Origin of the sequence: Methanoregula sp. (assembly GCF_052325125.1) — an archaeon.
Taxonomy (GTDB): Archaea; Halobacteriota; Methanomicrobia; order Methanomicrobiales; family Methanospirillaceae; genus Methanoregula.
Genome location: NZ_JBKQWO010000034.1, coordinates 61,040 through 86,268 on the forward strand (window position 1 = coordinate 61,040; position 25,229 = coordinate 86,268).

Genomic DNA, 25,229 nt, shown 5'->3' on the forward strand with positions numbered 1-25,229 from the left:
GCTTGGGCAGGAACACAAAGAGCGGCAGGAACAGAACTGCAGCACCGATGAATGCAAGAGTGATCTCCGCACCGGTCCATGTGCCCTCTTTTCATTTATCCTGACTTCCCGTCCAGTGCGTCTCTTATTGCAGCAAGGAGGTCTTCTTCGGACACCGGTTTTATGAGGTATGCGAAGGACGATATCTCGTTTGCCTGTTCAATCCGGCTCCTGTCCGAATATGCGGTCAGGAAGATGATCGGGATAGTATACTGCTGCCGGATTTTTCTTGCGGTCCCGATCCCGTCAAGCGAACCTGCAAGCCCGATGTCCATCAGGATGAGATCGGGCTTTGGAGATTTTTCAAGCGCCAAAAGTGCCATCTCTCCGGAGAAAACCGGGTCGGAAGCCCTGTACCCGGCTTTTTCCAGTATTTCAGTCAGGTGGATGGCGATCAGGCCCTCGTCTTCCACAATCTGTATGATTTTTCCTGTCATGTGTTAATCCCCGGTTTCCTTAAGGTGGAAAACAAATGCAGTGCCCCTCTCTCTTTGGATGTCTATCTCCGCCCGGAGCTGGTGGCGGGCAAGGAAGTTCACCAGCTTGAGGCCGAGCGATTTTGCTGTCAGGGGATCAAACCCTTCAGGGAATCCACGGCCGTTATCAGCCACTGCCAGTACATCCCTCCCCTCTTTGCGGGCAAGCGAGACCCTGATCGTACAGGGCTCTCCCCGGGTTGCCATGCAGTCGAACCCCGGCGGGAATGCATACTTGAGGGAGTTAGTCACCAGTTCGTTGATGATCAGGCCGGCGGTAGTGGCCCGGTCGAGACTTAAAGCGACTCCCTGAACGTCGACAACGGTCCGGATATTCATGCTCTCCGGGTACGTGTCGGCGATCTGGCGGACGAGATTATTCAGGTAGACCTCCATATCGACGTTCGAGAATTTCCCGGTCTGGTACAGGGTCTCGTGGATCAGGGCCATACTCCGGGCCCGGTTCTGGAGGTCTTTCCTGAGGGCCCTACCTCCCTCGGTATCCTCATAGGAACCATCAAGGCTGAGAAGCGAGATGAACGCGGTCAGATTGTTCTTGACCCGGTGGTGAACCTCTGAGAGGAGGATCTCTTTTTCTTCAAGTGCCTCGGTCAGCCTCGCTTCGTTCTGCCGCAATTTCTCCTGCCCTCGTGCAATAGTGTCGTAGGCAGATTTCAGTTCATCGAGGTCATGGCTTTTGAGGGCAAGGTTCTCCTCGGCGCTCACCCGGTCCGTGATATCGCTGACTGCCATCCGGATGATGGGATCTGCATCACCCCGCTCCAGACGGACGCTTTCGAGCCTCGCACTGATAACCGGGCCGTCACCTTTGCTGAGTTTCAGCTCACAGACCTGCTTGTCGTCGGTACGAAGGATACTGACAAAATAACGGTTCCACCGGTCACGGTCATCGTCGGTAACAAATCTCCCGAACCGGCTGTTGACCAGTTTTCGCCGGTCAACCCCAAGGATTGTGGCGCTGGTGAGGTTCCCTTCAATGATAACCGCAGTTTTCGAAAGAGTGAGGTACCCGACCGGGGCAAATTCATACAGGTCTGCGTACCGGTCACGGGATTCTTCGAGGGCGCACTGCGCTTCACGGAGGGCCTCGTTCTGCATTTCCAGCTCGATCTGGTGGACACGAAGCTCGTGGAGGACCTGTGCGGAGGACCTGGCTGTCAAACCGGGGGGAACCAGCAGATGCTCAGCGAGGCGGGTCTCTGCGATCTGCCGCAGGTCCTGCCGGTCCCGGGTTTCCCGGTTTTTTGACCGTACCGGTACCTCTGCACAAGCGAGGGCTCCGGGGAGATGGCCCGGCTCCGTACTCGTCGGGGTGATGTTTCCGGATTTTATGGGAGAGGCTGGTCTGGACTGCTTACTTTTTTTCGTTATCGATCATCTCACGCAGGGAAAATGGCGTCGCGATTACACTCAGGCTAAGAAGCCGGGGGGACGGGATAAACGTATCGTTTGCAGTACCGGGCACGGGGGACGGCTCACCGGGATCGCGAAAAGGTCTGATTGCATAACAGTCCCGGATTTTGGCCCTCGCTTGTTTAACCCTGTGACCCTGCTATGAGGCCGAACCGGGGCACCCCGTCAGGTACCCCGGCCTTTTTTCACCGGTGCCTTTTCCGGTGAACGGGTGGTGATGTCTTCCATTGCAAGGAGAATGAGCCGGGATTCGCCACGGTCGCTTTCGATCCGGCGGCCGTTTAAGAGCATTTTCCGTTTCCCGATCCCGGGGAATGTATGGTCGACTTCGACATTCTCAAAACTGGTTCTTTCGGGGAGGACGGTTTCCAGCAGCTCGCGGAGCTGCGGGATGTTCCACTGCCGGTCTCCCAGTTCAAAAAGACTACGCCCGATCGTTTCCCCGGGCGCCGCTTGGAACGTGGAATAAAAGGACCGGCTCGCAGAGACAACCTTAAACTCAGGATCGAGCACGACGAGCGGTTCCCGCACGGTATCGATGATATTCTCCGCGACCTCGCGGGCCCGCCGGATCTCGACCTCCATCGATTTTATTGCGGTGATATCGGTGAACGTGATCACCACCCCGTCGATCACATTCTCTAACGTGCGATAGGGGGTAAAACGGGCGAGGTACCACCGGTCGTCCGTGGTCTGCACCTCCTTTTCCCGGGGGACCATGGTGTCGAGCACTTCCTGAATATCGACAAGGATATCCCCGGAAACGATGATGGACTTGACATCGGCAAGCGGGCGGCCCGCGTCGGTCGCGACCAGCCGGAAGACGTGCACTGCCTCGCGGGTAAACCGTTTCACGCAAAGACGCTGATCCAGGAATATCGTCCCGATATTTGTGCTGTCAAGGAGGTTTTTCATATCGTTCTGGATATCGGTGAGCTGCTCGATCTTCGCCTGCAGTTCCGCATTGACGGTCACGATCTCTTCGTTGACTGACTGGAGTTCCTCCTTGGAGGTTTCGAGTTCCTCGTTGGTGGATTGCAGTTCTTCGTTCGTGGACTGGAGTTCCTCGTTGGTGGATTTGAGTTCCTCGTTCGCAGCCTGTATCTCGATCATTTGTGCCTGCAGGTTCTCCCGGGTATACGTAAGTTCCTGCTCGAGCTCTTTTACTCTCTTCGACTGCCCCTTCCCTGTCGGTGGCGTGCGGTGGAGGGATTTTTCTGCTTCCTCCGGTCCCGCATCCCGGAAACTAACGATCAGGAGTTCTTTTGCCGTTCCGGGGTCAGTGAGCGGCCTGACCGTGATATCGACATGATGCACCCCGCCGTTTGTCCTGACCGGCACCCCCCGGGCGATCGCATGAGATTTTGTCTTTATCGCAGTGTGGATGGCTTTGCTCATGCCCAGCTGCAGCCCGTCGCGGCCCATTTCCATAATATTCAGACTGGCCTGGCCGGGGGCGGGGCGGAGATAGTTCCCGGTATCCCCGTGCACATAGAGTATGGTGCCGTCAGCATCGATGATCACCGAGGGAGGTGCATAGGCCTGGAGGAGGATCCCCCGGGTGAGTTCGACAAAATTTGTCCCCACCGGTGTTGCGGCCAGCTCCCGGCCGGCCTGGCCTGTGGCAACGGGAAGATTGAATATCCGTTCCGTGCGGGCGGAAGGAATGAACTGCCGGGCCCGGTAGAACTTCCATTTTCTGTTGACCGGTGCAAAGAGATCGGTGAACCGGCCGATACTCTCCGAAGGGCTGATAAAGAGAACCCCGTCGGGGTTCAGGGCATAATGGAATACCGGCAGCAGCCGGTTCTGGAGTTCCGGTTCAAAATAGATCATGAGGTTACGGCAGCTGATCAGGTCAAGCCGGGTGAACGGGGGATCTTTTGTTACGTCCTGCACGGCAAATACGACCATCTCCCGGATCTCCTTTTTTATCCGGAACCCGGTCTCCTCCTTGATAAAAAACCGCCTGAGCCGTTCCGGGGAGATATCGATCGCAATATTGGGAGGATATACCCCGCCACGGGCAACCGCGATCGCGTCCTCATTGATATCCGTACTGTAGATCTGGACCTTGAGCGGGTGCCGGGCCGTATCCATGCATTCCCGCAGGACCATGGCGATGGAGTAGGCCTCCTCGCCGGTCGCACAACCGGCTACCCAGACCCTGAAAACATAATTCTCCGGCTTGTCAATAAGGAGCGGCGGGAGGATCTCTGTTTTGAGAACCTCGAATGCTTCCGGGTCGCGGAAGAAACTGGTCACGTTGATGAGAAGTTCCTTGAACAGGAGACGGACTTCGGATGGGTTCTCGGCGAGGTACCGGGCATAAGCATCGGGGTCTTCGATGCTGTGCATGTCCATGCGCCGTTCGATGCGGCGGCGGATCGTGTTCTCCTTGTACAGGGAAAAATCATGGCCGGTCTTTGTCCGGAGGATCATCAGGATTTTTATATACTGGTGTTTTCCTTCTGGAGGCGGCAGGGGCGAAGGGATCTTACGAACGAGATACGTATGAACGTAATCTGCGATTTCCCCGTACATCTTCTCTACCGGGAAAACGAAGGTCGCAAGACCGTTCTGGATCGCACTCGCGGGCATGCTGTCGTATTTTGCGGTCGCAGGATCCTGGACAAATGAAACCCCGCCGGCACCCAGCACAGCCCGGAGGCCCAGCGTCCCGTCAGTTCCGCTTCCCGAGAAGATTGCTGCTATCGCTTTCTCGCCGGCATCTTCTGCAAGGGACCGCAGGAACGTGTCTATTGGCATTCTCTGCCCCCGCAGCAGGCCGGGAACGCCGAGCTGGAGCGTCCCGTGGAAGATGGTCAGTTCCCGGTTGGGCGGGATGACATAGACATGGTTGGGCTCAACTGCCATCTGGTTATTTGCTTCGACAACCGGGATGCTTGTGACCCGCTGCAGGATCTCCGCGAGCATGCTCGCGTGGCCGGGGTCGAGATGGGAGACGAGGATAAACGCCATGCCGCTGTCTGCGGGGACTTCCTTAAAAAAAAGCTCGAAGGCTTCAAGCCCACCTGCCGATGCTCCGATACCGATGATGGGAAAACCGGTTTTCACATCAGGTTTCTTTATATCCCCGGGGGGTTTCCCCGAAAGATTTGCTATTTTTGGTCTGATTGTCTTCTTCTTTGCGGCCATATCCTCATCCTCGAAATCGTCCCCTTTTGCAGGGACTGCCGATTAAGATATAACTTGTACCCATGGTAATTGTTGGATCTTCCTATGTGGTGTCGCGCAGACGGATAATTTCCCCTTCGGGAAGCCGGGCGATTTTATAATGGGCAATATTGTTTTTTGGGATAATAATTGATATGTGTCGTCCCTAACTTATTACCGACGCCGTTTCGTTGGCAGTTGCCAGGAAAATTGTATGGCCCGGAAAATTCTATGAGGTGAAATAGCGAGCACTAACTGAAGACGAAACAGATCTTTTTTTCTTTTCCTCTTTTAAAAAAGTGGGATACGTAAGAGCCCGGTACAATTCTTTTCGATTCCTGGACGAATAGCTCAATCGATCTTCAAGGATTTGGATCTTATCAGGAGTCCCAAGCACGATGAGGATGCGATTTGAAAAAAAATTAAACTGAAAAAGGGTTTATCAAAAATTTTTAAAAAATCACCCTCCCCTCCCGGCAATCACCCCCACCACCTGCTGCGCCGTCACCGGGTCCAGGACCCGGGCCAAAACCGGCCCGGCCATAGAGACAAACAGGGCCCAGAACACTTTCTTCACATGCTCATTTTTCCCGAACGTCTCTATCGCTGCATCCACGTCCGCCTTCATCGCGCGCTGGATGAATATTACATCAGTGGGGTATTAGCGAAAATCCGGTATGCAAGTCCACAGATATTGCCGACATTACCCCGGAACCGATACCGATTGAAAACAGAATGAAAAAGGAGATGCTAACCGGGACTGTTTGTACAGGATCTGCAAGGGAAGAAATCGCCTCTCTCGTGGGGGACGCTTTGAAGATCCCCCGGAATGTCTGATTCAGCAATAGGGGGATCCACAAATCCGGGCCCAATTTGAGCCCAGATCCCCCTCCCTCACCCCAAAAAGAAGCCCGTATCGGGCTCCGTTTAAAAATAAGCCCAAATAAGCCGTATTTTGGCAATCGGGCGAAATAAAAAGACCTCATAGAAGCGGTTTTTAGGCTGATTTTGAGCCCGGATGGGAATTGGCAGGTAAGGAAAACAGTGGCCTGTAATGGGCCGATATTAAGCGTTAAAGGGCATTATATGGGGCTCAATTTGGGCTTATTTTGACGAATTAAGGCAAATATGAGCTTTGATTTTTGAGTGAGGGAATCGGACGGTTTTACGGGCGTATTTTGAGGTGTTGGAAGGAGCGGGACAACAGGCGCCGGATCCTGTCCTGGTTCCTGAAGTTCTCTGACAGGGTTATCCCGCCCGGGCAACTTCGTTGAGTGCCCGGACATCGAAGTTTTTTGACTGCCGGTTGATGCCGGCCGTGTGGGGGGATGAAAGCAATTTTTTTCAGAGATTTCCCGGGCAACCGGGGAAAAGAAATCTTCACTTTTTTACAGTATATCATGCATACTACCATTTACCGGTGATGCATCAGGTATACGACCAATACAAGTAATGCTGCAACTCCCAGGAATGCAAAAAATATCAATATACTGCGCAGCCATATCTGGCGGTCGGTCAGCATCCCGCTTGCCGACGGCTCCGGTTCAAGCTGGAATTGTGATAGATCAAGTTCTGCATAATGCTGCAAATCATACCGGAACGCACTGGCGGATTGGTAGCGTTTTTCGGGATCACGGCGTATCGATTTGAGCACTACGGCTTCAATGCCGGGTGGTACTGATGGCTGGAGTTTTCGGGGTGAGACGGGAACTGCCGTAAGGTGCTGGTTCATAACAGAAAGAGCATTGTCCCCGTGAAATGGCAGGGTGCCGGTCAGCATTTCAAAGACAATCATCCCCAATGCGTATACGTCAGTACGCGAATCCCCTCGTTTTCCCTGAATCTGTTCAGGTGCCATATAATCCGGTGTGCCAAAGGCATTCGATCCCCACCGCCATGTTACCCGCCGGGAACCTTCAAGCAACGCGCTTCCGAAGTCGAGAATGTGGATTTTTTCATCGGGCCCGACAATAATATTTTCAGGTTTCAGGTCCCGGTGATAGACTTTGTTGGAATGAAGGTACTCGATCACCTCGGTGAGCTGATCGGAGAGAGAGAGGACTTTGTCAAGCGGTAAGGGGGCATTTTCGCTGATATAGGTTCGAAGCGATTTGCCTTCGATGTAATCGAGGGCGAGTAATACGCAGTCAGACCCTTCTTTAAAGGTAATTACTCGTGGAATTGCCGGATGATTCAACTTCTGCCCGATAGTTACTTCACGGCGAAAACGCTCGTAGGTTGCGAGATCGCCGAGTAACGATACATCCGGGAATTTAAGTATGACCAGTTGCCCATTGGGATCATATGCCTTGTAGATCTGGCTGAACCCGCCCTGGCTCATAAATTCAATTATTTTATAATCGCATACAATTTCCCCAGGTTTATACAATTTGGCACCTCACGGCTCTATCTGAAATCTGCGTACTCGGGTGTTTTGGGATCCAAAACAGATGATTGCACACTCATCAGGAATTATTTTCATTTCTTTATTACCTTATGCTGAATGTACCCCGGATCAGGTAAATTACTGTTTTTGCTGCCCTCACCTCCAAAAAAACGGTGGTCCGGTTTTCTGCCAATCGCCTGCTCCAATACCACTCTATTCCCCCTCTTCATGACAAGGATTTTTCTCCCGTTTCACCACTGCTGATCGGGATAGTGCTGATTACCGGGCAGATAAAAATCCTTCCCTTACCCAGATCGCCGGTGTTGCTGGCGCCCAGAATTGCCCGAACAATTACTTCAACATCATCATCGTCCACGATGATCATAAGCATCCGCCGTGGTAAAAAACCATAACCGGATTCTTTTCCAGGGGATGACAAATCACCGGGTATTTCATCACCGGATACTGCTGGTCGGTGAGAACTTTCTTTGCCCTTCAGCTGCATCCTGCAGTCCCGGTTCAGGACCCCACGCTGTTCCCGGGCACTGTCCGTTCCTTTCTCGCGGCCGCTGCGGCCGGTGACATACAGGAATGAAATGCCCCGGATGCCGATTTTTGCGAGGGCAGTGGTAGTCTGCCCGACCTGGTCGTCCCGGATTATAGCAAGGATCTGCTTCATATCTTCAGAATCCCGCCGGTTTTACCGGCTGTCCTTATAGGAAACGATTCTTCGACATAGGTGACAAAGATATTTCCGTAGTCGATCATTCCTCCTTCTGCAATATTTTTCGGACCGCTCTTTGCTGCAGTCCGTATGAGCATGACTGCTTTGGCAACTTCTGCGTCCGGGACAACAAGCATAAGTATCTCTTTTGGAATCTCCGGGTTCTGGATATTTCCCGGGGTGACCCCCAAATCCCTGCTAAAACCTGTCCCCTTAATGCGGGTCATACCACAGATCCCTGCATTGTCGAGCTCCGTTATCACCGGCTGTACCGACTCCGGCCGGATCATGGTCCAGATCATCTTCATAAGAGACACTCATCCGTACTGTATGCCTGAACCTGGACATGTATGAATTCCCGTGACGGGCCAGGGCAGCATCCGGGATAATAATACGTACAACCCGTCATAAAAGAATCCGGGGAAAACTGAATGTACATCGGTCCTGGCAGTTCCTGCATATACGTGTTCAACACCTGAAAACCGGCCACGGGATAGTGAGACCCGGGGCCTTTATGGAAGAGATTGATCTTCGACCTCGGTGGCGCACGTGTCTCCAGTCAGACCTCCGTTTCCCCGGTGCGGATCCGGATCGCCCTTTCAACCGGGAGGACGAATATCTTTCCATCGCCCATTTTCCCGGTCCTTGCGGATTCGATGATGGTGTTGATCACGGCACCGGCATCTTTCTCCCTCGCGACGATCTCGATTTGGGTTTTGGGAAGCATGTCGATGTTCATCACGCCACCCCGGTATGCGAGGGAGATTCCTCTCTGCTCGCCCCGGCCCCTGACCTCGGTTACGGTCATGCTGACGAAATTTTTGTCTTCTAATGCTTTCTTGACAAATTCGAACTGTTGTGGTTTGAGGATTGCTTTAACCAGTTTCATAATGATCCCCATCCTGTGTTTACGGTGATCTCCTGCTGGCGGATTGTGTCGGGAATTATCGTCTTCCAAGGATTGACCTCCAGGAAAACAGCGGTGCCGCTTGTGTCCCAATCATTTCAATGCAAAATACAATGGCCGTGATATTATCCGGCGCACCCCCCCTCAGGGCGATGCGAACCAGTTTTTCGCATGCCGAACTGACATCGTTCTCCTGCAATGCAGAGAAAATTTCATCCCTGGTAAGTTCTGACCACAACCCGTCACTACAGAGCAGGTAGATGTCACCGGGATGCATCTTCTCGCGGATTATATCCGAATTCATAAATGGCTCGCCACCAACCGAACGGGTGAGCTGGTGCCGTCCCGGATGATCAGATGCCTGTTCTTTCGAGATCAAATGCAACTGGAGCAGGTCATTTGCCATGGTATGATCCCGGGTCAATATGTCGATGCGGCCATCTCTTACACGATAAAGCCGGCAGTCTCCGATGTGGCCGACGGTTAATGAATCCTGGTCCAACGCAACGACAGTCAATGTCGTCTGCATTTTGTTGAATAATTCAGTGTCGGATTGGGCCACGTGGAATATTTTTTGGTTTGCCTGTTGCAGGGCCCGGCCAACGAGGCGGTCCGATCCCCCTCCATGCCACCGGTAAACACAATCCTTAACCGCTTTCAGGGCCATCCTGCTGGCGATGGCCCCGCCCCGGTGTCCGCCCAGTCCATCGGCAACAGCGAAGATATACCGCGAAGCCGACTCAGTATCGTTTTTGGCTTCAACAGAATGGGAGACCCAGTGGGCATCCTCATTCTGCGAGCGCAGCAGTCCCTGATGAGTGATTGCCCGCCACTTCACAATAGCGCCGACAAGAGCCGGCGTTTTGTCTGTTGCCTGCATCGGGGAATTTTCTGCCACCATGATTCTCCTGAAATTCACGGGGGAAACATGAGAAATCCTGGATCCGGGGGGATTTACCTCCTTCTTACCTCCCGGGTTTTTCTCTCTTGCTGCCTCCCGGATTCCACCAGTTATTTTTCTTCCAGATCCATCGGGTTATGCATCATCGTGATCCAGACCATTTGCCTGTGGTACATTAGTTGCCAGTACCGGGCGACTCAGTTTCTTCGAATTATGAATAAACCAGGCTGACCCGGCCACCAGCCAGACTGCAACCATCGCGAGAGCGATCACGGCATCGTTGGCCGAATTTCCCCCGGCACTGACACCGAGCCAGATAATGGCCCCGAACATGAGGAAATTCGCAAGGAAACCGAGTAACGGGACCACACGATGTTTAAGGAGACTGGAATTGGGACGGCCAAAGAACGCCCACAGGGCGATCAAATTGGTCAGGCCATAGAGGAGGAAGGTGCCCGTGTTGGATGCAAGCGTGATCTGGGTCAGGTTATCGACATTTACCACCCCATACGCTCCGAGCGCTGCAGATACCGCGACGAGTATCCAGATGCCGTAATGCGGCGTGTCGTAACGACCGTGCAGGATACCAAGCAGGGTGGGCATCTCTTTCTCTTTGCCCATTGCATAGGTTATGCGGACGCCGGTGTTCAGGCAGGCAAGGGTAGTACCGATCAATGCCAGCACAACCGTCGCAGCAAATATTATCACGAGAATGAACCCGGTACCTCCCCCGAACATCGAGTCGCCGATAATCCGTACCATATCGCCGATGGGAGCGCCCGACGCTGCGGCTGCCCCCCAGCCGGAAACTGCAGCTCCTGTCGCATCGGTGCCGGTCATCTGGGGGCCGACAAAGTAGATGGCCGCGAAGTATTCGAACAAATAGGCAAATACGCCCTGGATGATAAGGGAGAGCAGGATTGCCCGTTTGATGTCCTGCTTTGGCCGGAGCGCTTCAGAACCTAACGAAGTCACCGATTCGAATCCCACCAGTAACAGGATGGCAATGGTCGACTGGAAAAGCAGGTTTGTGAAATTATGCGGTATCATTATGCTTGAAGCGGTTTGGACGTACGCGAGATCCGGATGCGCGTGCCGGTACAGGATCGCGAGTATTGCAAAAGCGATGAGTGCCGCGAGCTGGATAGCATTAATGATAATCGCGGTCATGGTGGAACCTGAAATCCCGCGATAGGCGATGTAGCCGTTTAAGACCGCAAAGAGGATGGCTACGAGGATCTGCTGCCATACTGCCAGGGCGATCCCGAACAATCCGAAGATATACACGATCAGGATTGCCGAGAAGGCCACCATGATGCCCGGATAAATCCAGTAGTAGAGATGGGATATCCAGCCTACTAAAAATTTGGCAATACGCGCCCATTTGCGGTGCCCGGCTTTTTCTTTTTCAAGAAACGCGGCTTCGGCATAATAATAAGAAGAGCCGGAGCCGGCCTTGGGATAAATATTTGCAAGCTCGGCATAGGAAATTGCCGTTAAGAAGGCAAGAATGAGAGCGGCCATAAGGCCGGTCCACATCTCTCCTGCTGTTGTTACGCCCCCGTTCGTTTGTGCTGCCTGTATCTGGAACGTAGTCCAGAGAAATGCGCCGGGTGCAATAAGCGCCATGGCATTCACCAGAAGTGACGTCAGGTTCAACGTACGTTTCATTGTCCCGGTTTTCGGGGCTCCTTGTGCCTGGTCATTGCTTTGTGATTGCTCCATTGAATCAAATCCCCCCAAGTTTCATCTAATGGTTCCTTTCTCTTTTTGGAAAATTACAGGAAGACAATTTCCTTCCATACTTTATAAAATTATCTATTTAGGCAAAATCATCGAATCATTGTGTGTTAATGATGCATTAATTCCGCATCCGGAAAAATTATAGATCGATACTATGCTTCTCAGGCTTTCCTTGCAAAGGATTAATAATTCAGAATAAAACCAATCGGCGGCTTATCAAAAATGGAGAATCTTTCACGTGAAAGATCCTTTTTATCCAGTCCTTATTACCAGGTTTCATCAGTGCGTACTCTGGCCATCTTCTCTACCGGGAGAACAAATATCTTTCCATCTCCGATATGTCCTGTCCTCCCGCTGGCCCGTATGATAGAAATAACTGAATCTACGTCATTGTGGTTTACGACCATCATGAGCATAATCTTAGGCAGGGTGTCAACTGCAACATCTTCTCCCCGGTATTCGAGCAGAATTCCCTTTTGTTCCCCCCTGCCGGTCATCTCAAAGATACTCATGGCAACAAAACCCTTTTCCTCGAGGGCTTTTTTTATTACATCCAATTTCTCCGGGCGTACTGCCGCCAGAACCATCTTCATACCGTTTTCACCCCTCTGTCTGATAGCGTGTTCATTTTCATTTTGTGTTTTAGTATGCACTTTAATGAGATACTGTGGTCACAAGAATCCCGATGAAGTATAAGAACTAAAAATATTTATATTATCTGGGGGAATTAGTTTTCCATGCAAGAAATATTATTGCATATAGAAAAAATGAATAAAAGTAATTTTGATAATTTTGGTTTTCTTTTTACACAATACAGGGAATCGGAGAGAACTCGCGCTCCTGATTCCACAATATTAACAAGACTCAAAGAGGACGCATTTTCAAAAAATCCTAAATACGAGGTATATTTAGGGAAAATAGGCCTGGAATGGGTAGCCTACGTAATTATCATCATGTCGTACTCGACCGTCATGGCGTTACCCTCCCTTTCCGTTGACGAACTGTTTGTCCTGGATAGTTTTAGAAATCTTGGGATCGGACTGGCGTTGTTTGAATTTTGTATAAGAACAGCAAAAAAAAAGAGGATGTGGAAAACTTGAACTGATCGTTCCTGACTGGAACAAAAAAGCGAAGAATTTTTTTGAATTCAATAAAGCCGTTCCTGCCGATATGACCTGTTACCAGATAGGTCCTTTCAAAACGAAACTGGGCGTTGTATTTCCTCCGGGAAAATGGCAGAGGAGAATGTTATCAGGAAAAAGAATAATCAGACTTGCCCGGTTGAATTAGGGTGCAGGCATATGAGATGATAAAAACCCGTGAGTGCAGTCCCTAACACAAGAAAAATAGCAAAGTAGGTGTTCGTCCCAAGAGCGACAAATGCCTCGGGGGACCATATGATGATGAGACCCCCCAACCCAATCCGGGCAAGAACCGGGATAGGGGCAATCTTATGGAAAATGTTCGGATCTTCTATATTTTTCTTGGCGCCAATAATGGTTTTCCGGGCGTTCGACCGAATTTCCTCCCAATTCCATTTGTCTTCAGGGATAACTGTGCTGCCTTCTTGAGGTTTGATTGATTACTATTTATAATGTTATACGAGAGAAGGAATGTTCCTACTATAACATATAAATATTTGTAAAACAATTCTATTTTGTAAAAAGGAGGAAAGATGCGACAAACTGCACGAGCTTCGGAGGTATCCGCGATTAACCGGCGGTTACCTGCGATGCGACGATTGAGGACTGGAGACACTAGGGTTTTGTCATGCCCGTTTGCTCCATTGCACAAGGTAAAGCTGTAGATCTACTCTTGGGCGGAATGACGAAGAGGCTCATGCACTTGACACGTATCGGATCAATTGTTCCGATAATCACTGCTTGTGCATGCAATGCCGAAAGTCCCGAACCGGGAGTTGGGTAAGACAGGCAGGAGGGACGAAAGATTGACGTATCCTGATTCGTTCCTCAAAAAATCCCGATAAGATGAAAACAAACGTCGGGGTCTTCTGCACGAAACAAATTGCGGACACCGGACCTTGGAATCATATGGCAAGGTTCCGGGAATAATTTTTACGGATAATAGTGGAAACGACAGAGGTATAGTTCAATGAAACGACAGGTAGCAATTTACGGAAAAGGCGGTATCGGCAAATCGACCACCACACAGAACACTGTTGCGGCGCTCGCAGAATCAGGAAAACATGTCATGGTCGTCGGGTGCGACCCGAAGGCGGATTCGACACGGCTCCTCCTGCACGGCCTGTGCCAGAAAACTGTTCTCGATACCCTGAGAGATGAAGGAGATGACATCGAACTCGGTGCAATACTCAAACCCGGATTCGGGAACACGATGTGTGTCGAATCCGGAGGGCCTGAACCCGGTGTCGGCTGTGCCGGCCGCGGGATCATCACGTCCATAAACCTGCTCGAATCGCTCGGGGCGTACACCGATGACCTCGACTATGTCTTCTACGATGTGCTGGGGGATGTTGTCTGCGGGGGTTTTGCGATGCCCATTCGTGAAGGAAAAGCTGAAGAGATCTATATTGTCGCATCAGGAGAACTCATGGCCCTTTACGCGGCAAATAATATTTCAAAAGGGATCCAGAAATACGCGACAAACGGCAAAGTCAGGCTCGGCGGTATTATCTGCAACAGCCGGAAAGTCGACAACGAACGCCCTCTTCTCGAGGCATTCGCAAAGGAACTCGGGTCCCAGCTCATCTATTTCGTCCCGCGTGACAACCTCGTGCAGCGTGCGGAGATCCACAAGAAAACGGTCGTCGACTTTGATCCTACGTCAAACCAGGCAAATGAGTACCGGAACCTCGCACAGGCCATTGACGGGAACAAGATGTTCGTCATCCCAAAACCGATGAAACAGGAACGCCTTGAAGAGCTCATGATGCAGCACGGCTTCCTCGACGCAATGTAAAGACGGAAAACCCGGAAGATAAACGTTAAAACTGAGGCGGGATTGAGGCAATGTTACTGATACGTGCAATTGTACGACCGGAAAAGAAAGACGACGTACTCGCAGAGCTCTCCTCTGCGGGGTTCAATGCGGCAACCATGGTTGATGTTGTGGGCCGCGGCAAACAGAAAGGGATCAGGATCGGCGGGATGGTCTATGACGAAATCCCAAAGACTCTCATCCTTGTCGCTATCCAGGATGCGGACAAGGATAAGGTTGTAAAAACGATCTTATCAACGGCAAAGACCGGCAGCGACGGGGCATTCGGGGACGGGAAGATCTTTGTTTCTCCCATCGAAGAGGTCTACACGATCTCGAAAGGTGCACCCATCCTCTAGGAGGCGACTTCTGGTGAAAGAGATAATGGCCGTAATCCGGATGAAAAAAACCGGCGCCACGAAAAAAGCCCTCGTCTCGGCCGGCGTAGCCGGGTTCACTGCGGTGAAAGTTTCCGGGAGGGGCCGGCTCATCACCGACCAGGTGCGGATCGAAGAATGCAGGGAGAAACTCCTCTCGATGAGCACCGATGACTTTGGCGAGGCACAGGACACCGAACAGCTTGTCACGAGTTTTCTCGACGGCTCACGGTTCTTCCCGCGCCGGCTCTTTACAATCCTCGCGCACGATGACGATGTGCCGCGGATCGTGGAAGCGATAACGAACGCGAACAGGACCGGGCATGGTATCGGGGACGGGGCAATTTTCGTGATGCCAATCCTCGACGCGGTGCGGGTCCGCACCGGCGAATCGGGAGAAGCGGCAATCTGGTAAGGAGGCATCTGATATGAGCGATATTGAAGGAACAATCGATGAGATGCTCATCCCCTATCCGGATACGGTGAAGAAAAACCGGAAGAAACATCTCATCGTCAGGGATGAAGCGGCAGCATGCTGCCCGCAGATCGAGGCAAACACCCGGACAATCCCCGGCATCATCTCGCAACGCGGCTGCGCATATGCGGGGTGCAAAGGTGTTGTCATCGGGCCGATAAAGGATATGGTAACCATCACCCACGGCCCGGTCGGCTGCGGGTACTACAGCTGGGGGACACGCCGGAACAAGGCGCGGGCCGATGACACGACCCCGGCGGACAGGATCTATTCACAGCTATGCTTTACGACCGACATGCAGGAGCCTGATATCGTCTTTGGTGGCGAGAAAAAACTTGCCCGGATGATCGACGAGGTCGTCGCTGCATTTCACCCTCGGGCGATCAACATATGTGCAACATGCCCGGTGGGACTCATCGGCGACGATATCGTCGCCGTCGCGAAAGCAGCCGGGGAGCGCCACGGGATCCAGGTCCTTGCGTACAACTGCGAGGGATACAAAGGGGTCAGCCAGTCGGCAGGCCACCACATAGCAAACAACAACCTCATGGAGAAAATTGTCGGGACCGGGACCGAGCGGAAACCCGGCAAACACGTCATCAATCTTCTCGGAGAGTACAACATCGGCGGCGACGGCTGGGAACTGGAGCGCGTCCTTGCCGAAATCGGGTACACGGTCAACTGCGTCCTCACCGGGGATTCGAGTTACCTCGACATCAGGAACCTGCACCTCGCGGACCTCAACCTCGTCCAGTGTCACCGGTCGATCAACTATATCGCCGAGATGATGGAAACCAGGTACGGCATCCCATGGCTGAAGGTCAATTTCATCGGTATTGAATCGACAAACGATTCGCTGCGCCAGATTGCCCGGTGCTTCGATGACGAGGAACTTGCGAAGAAAACCGAAGAAGTCATCGAACGGGAGACCGCACGGATCGGGCCCATCCTCGATCAGTACCGGAAGATCCTGGTAGGCAAGACCGCCTTTGCGATCGTCGGCGGCTCGCGGAGTCATCACTACCAGTACCTCCTCCGCGACCTTGGTATGGAAATGATCATCGCCGGCTATGAGTTCGCCCATCGTGACGACTACGAGGGCCGGCAGGTCATCCCCACCATCAAGCCCGACGCGGACAGCAAGAACATCCCCGAACTCCATCTCGTCCCTGACGAGAAGATGTACCAGGAAGCGCACGTTCACCTGAATATATCCAAAGAAAAGTACGAGGAGCTCAAGGCAAAAGTTCCGCTGAATTACTACGAAGGCATCTACCCGAACATGAAGAAAGGGGAAATCATTATCGATGACGCAAACCATCACGAGGTCGAGATGCTGATCCGGACGACAAAACCCGACCTCTTTCTCTCGGGCGTCAGGGACAAGTACATTGTCCACAAGATGGGTGTGGCCTCAAAACAACTGCACGCCTACGACTACAGCGGCCCGTACGCGGGATACGACGGCGCGATCAACTTCGCCCGTGACGTGGCAAACGCTCTCACGACCCCTGCATGGAAACTGATAACCCCTCCATGGGAAAAAGAACCGGAAATACGGAGTGAATCAAATGCTTGATTGCGTACCGGAAGGATCGGTCGACCACACGACCGGCAAAATCAACCCGGCAAAAACCTGCCAGCCCATTGGCGCGATGTACGCGGCACTTGGCATTCACGGGTGCCTGCCTCACAGCCACGGCTCGCAGGGCTGCTGCGCATACCACCGGATGCACCTGACCCGGCACTTCCGTGACCCGGTGCTCGCTTCATCGAGCTCATTTACGGAAGGTGCCTCGGTCTTTGGCGGGGCGGCGAACCTCAAGACCTCCATCAAGAACGTATTTGCAATCTATAACCCCGAGATCATGGCGGTCCATACCACCTGCCTCTCCGAAACGATCGGGGACGATATCCCGAACATCTTAAAACAGGCCGAGATCCCGGAAGGAAAGTTCGTCATCCATGTTAATACCCCGAGTTACCAGGGCTCGCACATTACCGGGTTCTCCGGCATGGTTAAAGCGATGGTCTCGTACCTTGCACAGTCTGACGGTGGCGAAAAGAAAAACCAGCTTAATGTCATCCCGGGCTTTGTAAACCCGGGCGACATGCGGGAAATCCGGCGGATCGTCACCGAACTCGGTGTTAAGATGATCATGTTCCCGGACACTTCGGACGTGCTGGATTCACCCCTGACAAGCAAGTACGAAATGTACCCGGAGGGTGGGGCAACCATCGCGGAGATCCGCGACTCTGCAAACTCCTCTGCAACGATAGCGCTTGGCGCATTCGCATCGAACGATGCAGCCGATCTCCTGCAGGAGAAATTCGGGGTCACGGGTATCCCCCTCAAACTCCCCATCGGCCTGAAAGCGACCGACAACTTCATCATGGCAATCAAAGACTGGTTTGGCGTCGCCGTCCCGAAATCGCTCGCCATCGAGCGCGGGCAGGTAATTGACACCCTCATCGACACCCACTTCCACTACCAGGGAAAGAAAGTCGCGATCTTCGGCGATCCCGATCACGTGATTGCTCTCACGGAATTCGTCCTCACGATGGGCATGGTCCCGAAGTATATCCTCACGGGCACACCGGGCAAACAGTTCGATGCGGAGATCCAGAAGCTGCTCAAAGATGCAGGGATCGAGGGAAGCAAGGTAAAGGCGGAAGGCGACCTTTTCGAGCTTCACCAGTGGATCAGGGAGGAGAGTGTCGACCTCATCATCGGGACGACATATGGCAAGTACATCGCCCGGGCCGAAGACATCCCGCTCATCCGGGTCGGCTTCCCGGTTCTTGACCGGGCTGTCCATCCCCTGATGCCGGTTGTCGGCTATCGCGGGTGCCTGCGCCTCATAGAGCAGATTAGTAATGCGTTCCTCGAACGCCGGGACCGCGACTGCCTCGATGAAGACTACGAACTTATATTGTGAAAATATCAGAAGGGAGGTAAACCATGGAGGAAACCTGCGTACTGAAAACAGGCCCGGATGCCTGCATCAATGAACGCCAGAACTCCATTGCGAGCGGCGGCAAGAACAAGACGGCCATTCACTGTACTGACGACAGCCTCGCGGGCTCGGTCAGCCAGCGGGCCTGCGTTTTCTGCGGGGCCAGGGTTGTCTTAAACCCGGTCACGGACGCGGTACATCTCGTTCACGGCCCGATCGGGTGTGCCACGTACACGTGGGACATCCGGGGGAGCCTGTCGAGTGGTTCGGAGATGTACCGGAACAGCTTCTCGACCGACATGAAAGAGCACGACGTGGTCTTTGGCGGCGAGAAGAAACTCGTCGCCTGCATCGATGAGATCGTGGAAAAATACCACCCTCCTGCCATCTTCGTGTACGCGACCTGCGTCTCCGGCATGATCGGCGATGATATCATCGCGGTCAGCAAAGCGGCATCAGCCCGCTACGGAATCGACATCATCCCGGTCGAATCGAGCGGTTTCATCTCCGGCAACAAAGTGGTCGGGTACCGGGCTGCGGCCGAAGCGCTGATGAAACTTATCACGCCAAAAGACGGCACCTCCGTGGAAAAGACAAGGAAACTCAACATCCTTGGAGAATACAACCTCGGCGGCGAGACCTGGCTCATCAGGAACTATCTTGCGGAGATGGGGATCGAGATCAACGTCGCCTTCACCGGGGATTCCTCGGTCGCGGCGCTGAAACAGGCACCCGGCGCTGCCTTGAACATCGTGCAGTGTACCGGGTCGATGCACTGGGTGGCGGCAAATCTTGAGAAAGAGTTCGGCACCCCGTTCATTTCCGTTAACTTCTTCGGTGCGGAAAACACTGCGGACAGCCTCCGGCGGATCGCGGCATTCTACGATGACCCGGCAATCACCCGCCGGACCGAAACTCTCATCGCACGGGAGATGGAACGCATCAGGCCCGTTATCCGGCTGTACGGGAAAAAGCTCGCCGGCAAACGTGCAGCAATCTATGTGGGCGGAGCCTACAAAGCAGTCGCCATTATCCGGCAGCTCCGGGAACTCGGGATGGAGATCGTCCTCACCGGCACCCAGACCGGCAAAAAAGAGGAGTACGACGACATCAGCGGAATGCTTGACGAGAATGCAGTCATCATCGACGATGCGAACCCGGCCGAACTCGAGAAGTTTCTCCTTGAAAAACACGTGGACGTGATGGCCGGCGGTGTCAAGGAGCGTGTCCTCGCGTACAAACTCGGTATCGGATTCGTCGACCACAATCATGACCGGAAAGAGTGCCTCGCGGGTTTTGACGGGGCAGTTACCTTCGCACACGAGGTTTACGTCACCACGTGCTCACCGGTCTGGAAGCAGCTGAAACGAACCGCTGCGCCGGAGGTACGCTGACATGGACGGAACACAACAGGCAGGCCGGGCACGACAGGTAAACGAGAACCAGTGCCACATGTGCATGCCCCTTGGTGGCGTGATCGCCTTCAAAGGTATAGAAAATGCCATGGTCATTTCGCACGGTTCCCAGGGCTGCAGTACGTACATGAGGCTTGCAAACGTTGAGCATTTCAACGAGCCGGTCGACATCGCCTCATCGGGCCTGAACGAGAAGCAGACTATCTACGGCGGAGAAGCGAACCTGAAAAAAGCAATCGATAACGTGCTCCGGGTCTACCAGCCCAAAGTGGTGGGGATCCTCACGACATGCCTCTCGGAGACGATGGGGGAGGACCTTGACCGTATCGTGGCTTCGTATGTAAAAGAGCACAATCTTGACGGCATTGACATCATCCCGGTGCCGACCCCGAGTTACAGCGGGAGCCACACCGAGGGGTTCTGGGCGGCGACACGGGCGGTCATCGCCACCTACGCCCGGCCTGCGGAAAAGCACAACCGTATCAACGTGATCGTTCCACACATCAGCCCTGCCGATATCCGCGAAATCAAACGCATTCTCTGCCTGATGGGGATAGAATATGTGCTGGTGCCCGATTACTCTTTGACGCTCGACCGGCCTTACGGCGGACGGTACCAGAAGATCCCGCCGGGAGGAACCCGGACGGAGGATATCGCACGGATGCCCGGCGCCCCCTTTACCGTCCAGTTCGGGCTCACCTGCCCGGACGCTCTTTCGCCAGGCCTGTTCCTTGAAGAAAAGTTCGGCGTTCCGCTCATTAATCTGCCCCTGCCAGTAGGGATCGAAGCGATGGACGGGTTTATCGGAACCCTGCAGGGGCTCGTTTGCGGGCCGGTACCGGACCAGCTCGCACTTGAGCGGGGCTGGCTTCTTGATGCAATGGCAGATTCGCACAAGTACAATGCAGAAGGGAAGCCCGTCATTTATGGCGAACCCGAACTCGTATACGCCTTTACCCGTGCCTGCACGGAGAACGGAGCGCCGCCTGTTGTTATCGCAAGCGGGACAAAGAACAGCAAACTCGCCGGGCTGCTGGTGCCGGTCCTCTCCGATGTTGGAGAAGCACCGGTTCTCTTCGAGGAAACGGACTTTGCCACCCTTGATGAGGCAGCTGCACTTGCCGGGGTAAATATCGCGGTCGGCCACTCGGGTGGGAAGTTTCTCACCGAACGGCAGGGTATTCCCATTGTAAGGGTCGGGTTCCCGGTCCATGACCGGACCGGCGGTCAACGTGTCCTCTCGGTCGGTTACACCGGCACGCTCGCGTTCCTCGACCGGTTCACGAACACCCTGCTCGAGACGAAATACATGTCCTACCGGACCCGGATCAAAGAAAAAATGATGATTAAGGAAGGTTATTGACATGCAGAAACCAGAGAAGCACATATTTGTCTGTACGAGCTCCCGTCCGAACGGGACGCAGAAAGGATTCTGTCACACCAAAACCGGTGTCGACATAATGCAGAAGTTCGCAGAGGAGATCGAAGAACGTGGGACCGGGAGCGAAGTCTTCCTCACCAACACCGGTTGTTTCGGAATATGTGAGAAAGGGCCGATCGTGGCCGTGTACCCGGACAATGTCTGGTATGGCTCCGTGACACCGGAAGATGTTGCCGAGATCCTCGACTCCCATATTGAAGGTGGAAAACCGGTCGAACGGCTCCTGTTGTAACCTGAGGTGATGAAACCATGTGCATCCAGGAGATAGCAGCCATCATCGGCCCGGACGGTGCATCTATTCCCCTGAATGAAGCGGGGAACGTTGTCGTATACCGCCATGTCCTCGGATCGTGGCAGAAAGACCGGGAGATGGCGTTTGTCCTCTCTCCGTTACTGGGACTCCGCGAGCTGCGCAGGCAGATGGAGGATCTCAAAAGCTTCCTCCGCGACTGCCGTGTGTTTGTTGCACAGTCGGCGAGTGGCGCCCTTTACTTCGAGCTCGAAAAAGCCCGGTGCTCGGTCTGGGAGATTGCGGGAACACCGGATCAGTTCCTCGACAACGTCTGGCGCGATGAGATTGCGGAGCAGGCCACCGTGTGTCTTCCGGCAGGTGCCGGCACCACCCCGGCACCAATCGAGACTTCGCCCGGCAACTACACCATCTCCATCAGGGAGATCCAGGGCAACCGCCCGGAGGTTTCGAGCAAGCAGGTACTTCAGCAGTTTATCCAGCGCGGAGAATTCCTGGTCCTTGAGATCACCTGCAGCCATGTGCCTCCCTGGATAGAAGTTGAAGCAGAACGCAGGGGCTATGTTCTTGAGATCGAAAAACCGGACAAGGAAACGGTGAAAGTCCGGCTGACAACAAAAATCTGAAGATAATTTACTCCGGATTACGAACGTTACTGTTCGATGCCGATACAAAAAACCGGATACTTATCCGGATGCCCCCGTAGAGTTATGCACCGAATGGATTGCAGAGAGTAATCACTTAATGTTTACAAAATGGGATAATACAGCACAAATATTAACTATTATCCCGAAAAGAATATACAAAAGAATTGATCCCAGAGGATTGTTAAGTCATGAAAGAAACACTGACACCAACCAGACTTGCGTTCATCGGTATTGTCTGCGGACTCCTGCTTGTATCGGCTCTCTTTGCCGGTTGCACGCAGAGCACAACAAGTGCCCCGGTAACACCTGCTGCGACAACTGCACTGGTAACCGCTGTATCAACACCGGTGGCATCAGCGACCACCGCTGTGCCGACGACCGTTGCAACGACCTCGACACCTGCCCCGACCTACACCGCATCGCAAGGCAACCTGGTAGTCTACACTGCTGCATCATTATCCGGTGCATCAAAGACCATCGGATCCTCATTTACCGCGGCCTACCCGGGAACAACCGTGGCCTTTGACCTTGACGGCACACAGGCACTTAAGACACAGGTTGAAAACGGTGCATATGCCGATGTCTTCATCTCCGCGAGTAACAGCTACACGAACACCCTGCAAAAAGAGGGCTACTTCATCAATAATACTATCCAGAAATTAGCGACCAACTACGTGATCGTCATCCTGCCGGCATCCAACCCCGCCAATATCAAGTCCCTTACCGATCTTGCAAAACCAGGCGTGAAGATTGCAATGGCGGCAAATACCGTTCCGGTCGGTACCGCGACGACAGCGGCCATAAACAACCTTGCCAACTCCACCTATGGACAGAGCTGGAAGAATGCGACGATCAGCAATGTGGTCAGCTATGAGACTTCCGAGCCCGCCGTCGCCGCAAAGGTTGCCCTTGGCGAAGTGGATGCGGGATTCGTATACCAGTCCACAGCGACTGCAGCGGCAAGCGGCACCTACCAGAGCCTCCCCATCCCCACAAAGGATAACTACCTCCAGACGTATACCATCGGTATCCTCAGGGAAAGCACCAACCAGGCACAGGCTGCCTGGTTTGAACAGTACATGCTCTCTTCGGCCGGTCAGAATATCCTGAATGAATACGGGTTTACCTCCCCGTAACTCAGAAAAACGGAAAACACAATTTTTTTTAAGCCGGGCCGGAGAGCAGGCCTGCCGGAGGAGAGCACCTGACCCATGATACCACGACATCTTTGGCCGAAAAATTACCGGCACAGCATTACCCTCCTTGCGGCAGGGATCGTAATTGCCGGGGTCACGCTGTACCTCGCCCTGCCTGTTCTTGCACTGTTGATCCGGATCCCGCCGGGCCAGTTCATAGCCACGCTCCAGGACCCCGGTGTGACAAGCGCACTCTGGTTGAGCCTTTTTACCACCTGTATCACCCTTGTCATCGTCATCCTTATCGGGACGCCCTTTGCCTATTTTCATTCCCGGTACTCGTACCCGGGAAAAGTGATCGTGGATACCCTCATCGACCTGCCACTGGTCCTCCCCCCGGCCGTAGCGGGGGTCGCCCTTCTCGTTCTCTACGGCCGGGTCGGGCTTCTCGGCCGGTACTTTAACATGTTCGGTATCCAGCTTGCATTTACCACTCTCGCGGTGATCATGGCGCAGATATTTGTCGCATCCCCGTTCTACCTCCGCCAGGCAAAATCACTCTTCGAGCAGCTGGACCCGGCCTACGAGCAGACTGCACGGACGCTCGGGGCCTCTTCTCTCCGGATCCTGACGATGGTCACCGTCCCCATGACAGCTGGCGGCCTTGTCTCGGGTGCGGTCATGACCTTCGGGCGGGCTCTTGGGGAGTTTGGTGCGACAATCATGTTTGCCGGTAACCTGCCCGGAGTAACCCAGACGATGCCGCTTGCAGTCTACGTGGAGATGGAGAGTAATGTCAACGTCGGGCTTACGATCTCTATCCTGCTCGTGATCATTTCGTTTGCGATCATGATCTCCGTGCGCCTGATCCAGAAACGGGAGGCAGATCGTGCTTGAAGCAATGATGGTAAAACGGCTCCGCGATTATACCCTTGACTTTGCGCTGAGCGCAAAGCCCGGGGAGGTAACGGTCCTGATGGGGGTGAACGGTTCGGGCAAGTCGACGACCCTCAACATTATCGCGGGCCTGCTTACTCCTGACACCGCTTCAATCACCTTAAACGGTGAATGCCTCTCCCTGACGGCCAAGGGTATCGATGTACCGGCCGAAGACCGCCGGATCGGGTATGTCCTCCAGAACTCAGCCGTATTTCCCCACATGACCGTGCGCGACAATGTCGCATTCGGCCTTCGCGCCCGGCACATCCCGCGCCCGGTCATTTCCGAGCGCATCGCGTACTGGATGGAGCAGATGCACATCGCGGATCTGACCGGGGTCAGAGCCGGAAACCTTTCCGGCGGGCAGAAGCAGCGGGTCGCGCTTGCCCGGGCCCTTGCCATCGAGCCGGGCCTCCTGATGCTGGACGAGCCGTTTACCGCGCTGGACGCGGACAGCACGCAGACGGTAAAGGATCTCACGCGCCGGGTTGTCAAAGATATGCAGATCCCCTGCATCGTGGTGACGCACCGGGTCTCCGACAGTACTGATATAGGGGACCGTGCCTGCGTGATCTGCCAGGGCAAAAAAGAGTGGGAAGGCATTCCCGGTGAGATGCCAGAGATATGCACGGTCTGCCATTGCGCGTGAATTTAATCCGGGTGAATTTGGGTCCTGACAAGTTGACGTGACTTCGTAGAGAAAGATGGCAAAAAGTCTGAAGCCGCACGACATAACGATGCGCAGGAACTATCCTACGTCCCTGGATGTACTCAGGACCGGCCACTCCATGTGCAGGGTTTGCACGGGAAGATCCGGCGGTACCGAACTGCCCGTGCCCGGGAAACA

The 25,229-nt window shown here is 53.7% G+C and carries 24 protein-coding genes; 13 read left to right on the plus strand and 11 right to left on the minus strand.

Translation table 11 applies throughout. The features are described 5' to 3' along the window. Nucleotides 1-95: 95 nt before the first annotated feature. From ACLQMU_RS08220 to ACLQMU_RS08270, 11 genes are all read right to left on the minus strand, one after another. Complete coding sequence (locus ACLQMU_RS08220) at nucleotides 96-476, minus strand: response regulator (RefSeq protein ID WP_422150384.1); 381 nt, start codon at nucleotides 474-476, stop codon at nucleotides 96-98. 3 nt (nucleotides 477-479) lie between these two features. Next, entirely contained in the window at nucleotides 480-1,697 is a 1,218-nt protein-coding gene (locus ACLQMU_RS08225) for a sensor histidine kinase (RefSeq protein ID WP_422150383.1), read from the minus strand. A gap of 417 nt (nucleotides 1,698-2,114) precedes the next feature. Next, the gene (locus ACLQMU_RS08230; RefSeq protein WP_424040332.1) at nucleotides 2,115-5,108 is read right to left on the minus strand and encodes a CheR family methyltransferase; all 2,994 of its coding nucleotides are present in this window, start codon (nucleotides 5,106-5,108) and stop codon (nucleotides 2,115-2,117) included. Between the two features lie 478 nt (nucleotides 5,109-5,586). Beyond that, nucleotides 5,587-5,754: a hypothetical protein gene (locus tag ACLQMU_RS08235; protein WP_424040334.1), complete on the minus strand. Its 168-nt coding sequence runs from the start codon at nucleotides 5,752-5,754 to the stop codon at nucleotides 5,587-5,589. Nucleotides 5,755-6,540: 786 nt separating this feature from the next. After that, a complete protein-coding gene (locus ACLQMU_RS08240; RefSeq protein WP_424040336.1) occupies nucleotides 6,541-7,515 on the minus strand; it encodes a serine/threonine protein kinase in 975 nt (324 codons plus the stop codon). Nucleotides 7,516-7,738: 223 nt separating this feature from the next. After that, a complete protein-coding gene (locus ACLQMU_RS08245) occupies nucleotides 7,739-8,191 on the minus strand; it encodes a P-II family nitrogen regulator (protein WP_424040338.1) in 453 nt (150 codons plus the stop codon). After that, the gene (locus ACLQMU_RS08250) at nucleotides 8,188-8,544 is read right to left on the minus strand and encodes a P-II family nitrogen regulator (protein WP_424040340.1); all 357 of its coding nucleotides are present in this window, start codon (nucleotides 8,542-8,544) and stop codon (nucleotides 8,188-8,190) included. Before ACLQMU_RS08250 ends, ACLQMU_RS08245 begins: the two co-directional genes overlap by 4 nt. Nucleotides 8,545-8,795: 251 nt before the next feature. Next, on the minus strand, nucleotides 8,796-9,125 hold the full coding sequence (locus ACLQMU_RS08255) for a P-II family nitrogen regulator (RefSeq protein ID WP_422150354.1): 330 nt from the start codon (nucleotides 9,123-9,125) through the stop codon (nucleotides 8,796-8,798). A gap of 55 nt (nucleotides 9,126-9,180) precedes the next feature. Next, nucleotides 9,181-10,044, minus strand: coding sequence for a PP2C family protein-serine/threonine phosphatase (locus ACLQMU_RS08260; RefSeq protein WP_422150353.1), 864 nt, complete (start codon nucleotides 10,042-10,044; stop codon nucleotides 9,181-9,183). A 135-nt stretch (nucleotides 10,045-10,179) separates the two neighbouring features. Further along, entirely contained in the window at nucleotides 10,180-11,769 is a 1,590-nt protein-coding gene (locus ACLQMU_RS08265; RefSeq protein WP_443673650.1) for an APC family permease, read from the minus strand. Between the two features lie 284 nt (nucleotides 11,770-12,053). Then, entirely contained in the window at nucleotides 12,054-12,380 is a 327-nt protein-coding gene (locus ACLQMU_RS08270) for a P-II family nitrogen regulator (RefSeq protein WP_443673651.1), read from the minus strand. A gap of 144 nt (nucleotides 12,381-12,524) precedes the next feature. Here ACLQMU_RS08270 and ACLQMU_RS08275 point away from each other — a divergent pair, with 144 nt between their 5' ends. From ACLQMU_RS08275 to ACLQMU_RS08335, 13 genes are all read left to right on the plus strand, one after another. Next, nucleotides 12,525-12,887 carry a GNAT family N-acetyltransferase gene (locus tag ACLQMU_RS08275; protein ID WP_422150350.1) on the plus strand — a complete coding sequence of 121 codons (363 nt, stop codon included), beginning with the start codon at nucleotides 12,525-12,527 and terminating at the stop codon, nucleotides 12,885-12,887. A gap of 1,012 nt (nucleotides 12,888-13,899) precedes the next feature. After that, a complete protein-coding gene (gene nifH, locus ACLQMU_RS08280) occupies nucleotides 13,900-14,727 on the plus strand; it encodes a nitrogenase iron protein (RefSeq protein WP_422150349.1) in 828 nt (275 codons plus the stop codon). 50 nt (nucleotides 14,728-14,777) lie between these two features. Then, nucleotides 14,778-15,104, plus strand: coding sequence for a P-II family nitrogen regulator (locus ACLQMU_RS08285; RefSeq protein ID WP_424039868.1), 327 nt, complete (start codon nucleotides 14,778-14,780; stop codon nucleotides 15,102-15,104). Between the two features lie 13 nt (nucleotides 15,105-15,117). Continuing rightward, complete coding sequence (locus ACLQMU_RS08290) at nucleotides 15,118-15,537, plus strand: P-II family nitrogen regulator (protein WP_443673652.1); 420 nt, start codon at nucleotides 15,118-15,120, stop codon at nucleotides 15,535-15,537. A gap of 13 nt (nucleotides 15,538-15,550) precedes the next feature. After that, nucleotides 15,551-17,176: a nitrogenase molybdenum-iron protein alpha chain gene (gene nifD / locus ACLQMU_RS08295; RefSeq protein ID WP_422150346.1), complete on the plus strand. Its 1,626-nt coding sequence runs from the start codon at nucleotides 15,551-15,553 to the stop codon at nucleotides 17,174-17,176. Continuing rightward, on the plus strand, nucleotides 17,169-18,536 hold the full coding sequence (gene nifK, locus ACLQMU_RS08300) for a nitrogenase molybdenum-iron protein subunit beta (RefSeq protein ID WP_422150345.1): 1,368 nt from the start codon (nucleotides 17,169-17,171) through the stop codon (nucleotides 18,534-18,536). The genes nifD and nifK overlap by 8 nt, the downstream gene beginning before the upstream one ends. Before the next feature lie 23 nt (nucleotides 18,537-18,559). Beyond that, nucleotides 18,560-19,948: a nitrogenase iron-molybdenum cofactor biosynthesis protein NifE gene (gene nifE / locus ACLQMU_RS08305; RefSeq protein WP_422150344.1), complete on the plus strand. Its 1,389-nt coding sequence runs from the start codon at nucleotides 18,560-18,562 to the stop codon at nucleotides 19,946-19,948. Between the two features lies 1 nt (nucleotide 19,949). Continuing rightward, on the plus strand, nucleotides 19,950-21,332 hold the full coding sequence (locus ACLQMU_RS08310; protein WP_422150343.1) for a nitrogenase component 1: 1,383 nt from the start codon (nucleotides 19,950-19,952) through the stop codon (nucleotides 21,330-21,332). Nucleotide 21,333: 1 nt separating this feature from the next. Continuing rightward, complete coding sequence (locus ACLQMU_RS08315; protein ID WP_422150342.1) at nucleotides 21,334-21,642, plus strand: 2Fe-2S ferredoxin; 309 nt, start codon at nucleotides 21,334-21,336, stop codon at nucleotides 21,640-21,642. A 17-nt stretch (nucleotides 21,643-21,659) separates the two neighbouring features. Beyond that, complete coding sequence (locus ACLQMU_RS08320) at nucleotides 21,660-22,286, plus strand: Fe-only nitrogenase accessory AnfO family protein (RefSeq protein WP_422150341.1); 627 nt, start codon at nucleotides 21,660-21,662, stop codon at nucleotides 22,284-22,286. A 209-nt stretch (nucleotides 22,287-22,495) separates the two neighbouring features. Beyond that, a complete protein-coding gene (gene modA / locus ACLQMU_RS08325) occupies nucleotides 22,496-23,443 on the plus strand; it encodes a molybdate ABC transporter substrate-binding protein (RefSeq protein WP_424039864.1) in 948 nt (315 codons plus the stop codon). A 75-nt stretch (nucleotides 23,444-23,518) separates the two neighbouring features. After that, a complete protein-coding gene (locus ACLQMU_RS08330) occupies nucleotides 23,519-24,340 on the plus strand; it encodes an ABC transporter permease (protein WP_422150339.1) in 822 nt (273 codons plus the stop codon). Beyond that, the gene (locus tag ACLQMU_RS08335; RefSeq protein WP_424039863.1) at nucleotides 24,333-25,031 is read left to right on the plus strand and encodes a sulfate/molybdate ABC transporter ATP-binding protein; all 699 of its coding nucleotides are present in this window, start codon (nucleotides 24,333-24,335) and stop codon (nucleotides 25,029-25,031) included. Before ACLQMU_RS08330 ends, ACLQMU_RS08335 begins: the two co-directional genes overlap by 8 nt. Nucleotides 25,032-25,229 lie beyond the last annotated feature (198 nt).